This window comes from Desulfovibrio sp. 1214_IL3152 (assembly GCF_036763055.1).
Classification (GTDB): Bacteria; Desulfobacterota; Desulfovibrionia; order Desulfovibrionales; family Desulfovibrionaceae; genus Desulfovibrio.
On sequence record NZ_JBAIYW010000241.1, the window covers coordinates 1 to 4,488 of the forward strand.

General features: G+C 59.3%; 6 protein-coding genes. All 6 read right to left on the bottom strand.

The genetic code is table 11. From position 1 onward, the window contains the following. The coding region (locus V6C07_RS05045) for a DUF935 domain-containing protein (RefSeq protein WP_333535273.1) at positions 1–1,386 on the bottom strand (1,386 nt) is incomplete at its 3' end. A gap of 2 nt (positions 1,387–1,388) precedes the next feature. Then, positions 1,389–3,089: a phage terminase large subunit gene (terL, locus tag V6C07_RS05050; protein WP_296986080.1), complete on the bottom strand. Its 1,701-nt coding sequence runs from the start codon at positions 3,087–3,089 to the stop codon at positions 1,389–1,391. Further along, on the bottom strand, positions 3,082–3,594 hold the full coding sequence (locus V6C07_RS05055) for a DUF1804 family protein (RefSeq protein WP_333535274.1): 513 nt from the start codon (positions 3,592–3,594) through the stop codon (positions 3,082–3,084). The genes terL and V6C07_RS05055 overlap by 8 nt, the downstream gene beginning before the upstream one ends. After that, positions 3,594–3,845 carry a hypothetical protein gene (locus V6C07_RS05060; RefSeq protein ID WP_072311427.1) on the bottom strand — a complete coding sequence of 84 codons (252 nt, stop codon included), beginning with the start codon at positions 3,843–3,845 and terminating at the stop codon, positions 3,594–3,596. The genes V6C07_RS05055 and V6C07_RS05060 overlap by 1 nt, the downstream gene beginning before the upstream one ends. Before the next feature lie 14 nt (positions 3,846–3,859). After that, entirely contained in the window at positions 3,860–4,117 is a 258-nt protein-coding gene (locus tag V6C07_RS05065) for a hypothetical protein (protein ID WP_333535275.1), read from the bottom strand. Position 4,118: 1 nt separating this feature from the next. Further along, a partial coding sequence (locus tag V6C07_RS05070) for a pesticin C-terminus-like muramidase (protein WP_333535276.1) occupies positions 4,119–4,488 on the bottom strand: 370 nt, incomplete at its 5' end.

Consider the following 4,488-nt stretch of genomic DNA (forward strand, 5'->3'; position numbering starts at 1 on the left):
ATCCAGAGCGCCCTGCGCTGCATCCTGCGGGGGGCGTGCCATAGGCCCGGCCTTGGCATGGGCCGTGCGCGTGCTGGCGTCTTCCTGCCCTTGATCCTCCGGCGTAGATACATGTGTGGCCCGGATACGGTCGTTGTCGTCAGCCGCAACGGGCAGCTTGAGCCGTTCCATTATGCCCCTGCTGCTGATGGGCAGGTACGGCGCAAGGCTCGGGATGGCATTGGCGTACAGCTCCAAGTCTTCTGCCTGCTGCGTGTCAAACCGAAAATACGGCAGCAGTTTGCGGTCAGTGATGCCAAGGTTAAGCGCACACAGCGGGGCCACAAGCTGGGCCGTAAGCGTTGATGCCAACTGCGCTGCATCAGCCACAAGCAGATCGTGCCGTATCTCGTTATGTACCATGCCCAGGGCGTTGGTGCTGGTTTTGCCATCCGCCTGACTTGTCAGCGTGCCGCCCAATATGGCCTTGCTCATGCCGCGTTCGCAGCGTTCAACCAACAGCCCCGGTATATCCTGCGTGGCGGGGTTGACCGTTTCAAAAACGATGTCCATACCCTGCGGTATGATGCCCGCCGCATCCTGCCCAAGTGTCCGCAGGGCGTTGAGCAAGGCATGCTTATCATCCTTGCTGCTGCCGGGCGGATATTTGCCCACGCGCATGGGCAGGCCATGAATCTGCGTAAAGGCCATTTCACTATTGAGGGCATAGGCGCGAATGAGGTACGTCCACGCCAGCACACGGAACAGTCCGGCACGCGGCAACCAGCCGCTTTTGCTGCGGTGCTTGTGTACAATCCAGCCCAGGGGCCAAAGAGGCGCACCTTCCAGCGTGCCGTCGCGCAGATGAAGGCAGTTACGGTCGTTTTGCGGGCAGGTAAACCACGACTGCGGGCGGAATGTCAGCTCGGATGGCAAATGAATGCCCTCGGAAAATTCCCACTGAAGCTCAAGAGCGGAAAAGCCGTGGCCGATGCCATCGGCCATATCAAGCAGCACGTCTTCAAAATCCGGCAGCATGTCAAACCATTCACGCACCTTTTCTGCGGCATCTTTGGCTTTGGCGTCGTCGCTGGCGGGTATGATGTTCCAGTCCAGCGTAAGCAGCGCCCGGCGGCGCTTGCCCATCTCGGCCGAGAGGTGATCGCAGCGATCCTCCATATCTGCAAACAGCGCATGCTGTTCCATAATCTGCCCGGCGTCTGCGGCTTCAAGGATGCGCACCAGACGCGCAGGCGTGAGGCCGCGTGTGAGATCGCCCCATTGCTCCAGACAGAGCAAGGACGTAGCAAGGCTGCCCTCTTCGGACTGGCGCGCGCCGTGCAATACGCCGGGGGCGGGTTTGACAGAAGCTGCCCGACGGCGCGGGCGGGGGCGAAACAGAGGCATACTTACCACCTTTGCGGGCTGTAGCCGCCCGCGCAGTCGTCAAAGTCGTCAATATCAGTGCCAACCATGCCGCCAAATGGAGACACGCGCGGCACGCGGATAAAGGCATCCTGCAAGCTCACAAAGCCACGGGTTGCCACGCGCCAGAGCATTTCAAGCGCGTCCGGTCCGTCATCGTGGTCGGCCTTGGGCCAATGGCGCAACTGGTCTATAAGCGTGTGCTGGGTGTGGTGCAGCAGTATGCGGCCTTGCGCCATATAAGGATGCAGGGTTTCAATACGCAAATCTTTGTCCGTGCTGTTTACAACAGGCTGGATAGGCAACGGTGTGCCGCTGGCAATGGCCCGCTGTATGGCAACGTCTGCAAAGAATGCCTGGAACTGCACAGTTTCAACGGCCCACATCAGGCAGTTATACGAGCGTTGCAGGGCAATCATGTCTTGTATGATGCGGTCAGGGTGGCGCTTGCGGATAAGCGCTTCAAGCGTAAACAGACGCATGGTATCACGGTGCAGGCCACCGACAAGCAAAGCCGAGGGGTCGCGGCCCTTGCCTGACTTACCAAGCGACGGGTCACACGCGCCAAAAGGCAGCAAGCCGGAAGGCAGCTCCGTCCACAGCACAATCACACGGGCAAAGGGGGCATTGCCCGTGGACAGCGGGTCGTTTTGCTGTTCGCTGTCAAAGGCGTCATGGTTTTCTGCCCGCTTGCACATGAGCTTGTACAAGGGGCGGTAGCTGGGCCAGCTCACAACCGCGCCCGCGTCCATAGCGGCACGGTTGGCACTGTAATACGCAAGGGCCGCGTCTGGCCCGCCATCCTCGCTTCTGTCGTTGTAGATGGCCTCCCACGTATCCCACAGATCCATATGGTCGGGCCATTTTATGATGCTCTGGAAGCGTTTGCCACGCCACGCGGGCTTTTTGAGCGTGCGCGCCAGCACGGAATCATAATGCAGGATGGTACCCACATAGATGATGTCCATGCTGTCGTCAGCGGGGCCAAGGTTCAGCACCGTAGACATGAGCCAGTTTTCCAGTTTGTCGCGTTGTTCAATACTCTTGACGTTCTCGTCGTTTTCAAGGTCGTCGAGAATAACCAAATCCGGGCGCAATGGGCCATGCCGCAAGCCGCGTATACGCTTGAGCGCGCCAAACGCCTGTATTTTGATATTGCCAGTTGTGACGATAGTGCCCACATTCCAGATGCGGCCAGCCCCGGTGTGTTCGGGGAAGTCCGTTATAAGGCGCGGGTTACTTTCAAGTTCTACCTTGATGCCCTCCAAGAAAGGGGCTGCCTGCTCAAAGGCGTCAGCAATGATAGGTATATACCGCTTGCGCCCGGTAAGCGCGCACCACAGCACCAGCATCAATGTGATGCGAGTAGACTTTGCTTCGCCGCGCGGCGCTGCAAGCGCCTGCTTGATGCCTTCGGAGGCGTCAACAACGGTGGGCAGGTTGGCGTCAATCCACTCATGCAGTGCGCTGGGGCCAGTGGGCTTGCCGCCTACCTGCGTGTAGTGCGGAAAATATGTTTCGCAGAAAAATTTGAAGTTCGTTTGCGCGCATTTACGGCGGGCCTTGGATGCCTTGGCGTCAACCGGGAATGCCGCACAGTTGGCCTCAATAGTGCGGCGCAGAGTGTCGGCATACTCGCCAAGCTGCTGCAAAAACTCCTTTTGCGTGAGGTCTTTCTTAGCCATGCGCGCCCCCAAGCGCCTGCGGCAAACCTGCGGCAAACGGTTCCAGCACCTCTAACAGAGCATGGGCATGCTGCGGGTATTCGCGCTGCACATACTCGCCCAGGAGGCGCAGCACGCGCAGGGCCACGGCAAGCTCGCCCGTTTCTGGCAACACCCTCTTTGAGGCCGCAAGCATTTTATTGAAGCTGTCTGCAAGGCTGGCAAGGGCTTCAACTTTTTTGCCCGCAGGAATGTCTGCGGAGGTCATGACTGTTTCCAGCAGGGTTTTGTGCATGGTAACATAGTCACCCACCATCTGCCGGGCTATGGCCTCCACACCCTCACCTGCAAGCGCCTGCGCGCCGCGCAGCTTGTCCCAATCGTCTCCAGATTTGAGGGCGCGGGCCTTCCAGCTGCGGAGAGTCGCCAGTGGCACGCCGTGGGCTGTGGATACCTGCGTCAGCGGCAGCATGTCATATATATAGGCCGCACGGGCAGCGTTGCGAGTTTTAGCGTCGTGGGCCATTATTTAAAACCGCCTTTGAAGTATGCGCCGAGGACACCCGACACAAATGACAGCAGGCTGATCAGCACGCCGATAACAGCCCGGCTGCCAGCTTTTTTGCCCTCTTCGAGTACACGAGCCTCACGCAGTTGACGCACCTCCAGTTCAACTTCGCGGAGCCGGTCTGTCGCGTCACCCAGTTGAGCAAGCAATAAATCCAGCTTGGCATTAAGCCGGGCAAGCTGGACCGCGTGATCTGTGTTGGTGTCCATCGGCGGCATCGTGTTTACATCCCCATACCGGTCAGCACAGTCAGCAGTGCCGCATCAATGGGAGGAAACCCATAATGTGGGAAGTGATAATTCAGGACCGGCCAAAGGATAAAGTGATATAGCAATGCACCGCCAATCACGATGATACTGCCCTTGCCGAAGGGCGTGACCTGTCGCCGTGTGCTTTCGTCGCCCGTCTCGGTGTCAACCGTGGTGACTTTGCGCACAAACATACGGCCAATACCGCCAAGCGCGGCTCCCAAGATTCCCATACTAGCCTCCAATGGTACGCAGCAGCCGCCCTTCGGCAGCGCGGCGGCTCTGGTAACCCGCCCACAAGTCGCCATTACACAAACGGCGGGCGGCGTCCGCCCAATCCTGCCGCACAAATGCCGCCCAGGTGTTTTTGAACTTGGGTATGCTGCCCGGCCCGCGCTGATAGATGATGCTCATAATAGCCGCCTGGGCTTGCCACGGCAGCTGCGCGAAAATTCCGGTTCCGGCATCGCGGTCATAGCGGGCCTGGGCAATGCCAATGTGATGGCGGTGCATGGCTGCATCCAGCTCATCGGCCACGGCCTGGCTGACAAAGAGCGGTAAACGGTGCAGCACGGCCAGAGCAGCAGCCCCGCGCTGACCGAGG

Coding starts and splice junctions, on each gene's coding strand:
- terL (WP_296986080.1), bottom strand. CDS start 3,089: ATGGCTAAGAAAGACCTCACGCAAAAGGAGTTTTTGCAGCAGCTTGGC.
- V6C07_RS05055 (WP_333535274.1), bottom strand. CDS start 3,594: ATGGCCCACGACGCTAAAACTCGCAACGCTGCCCGTGCGGCCTATATA.
- V6C07_RS05060 (WP_072311427.1), bottom strand. CDS start 3,845: ATGGACACCAACACAGATCACGCGGTCCAGCTTGCCCGGCTTAATGCC.
- V6C07_RS05065 (WP_333535275.1), bottom strand. CDS start 4,117: ATGGGAATCTTGGGAGCCGCGCTTGGCGGTATTGGCCGTATGTTTGTG.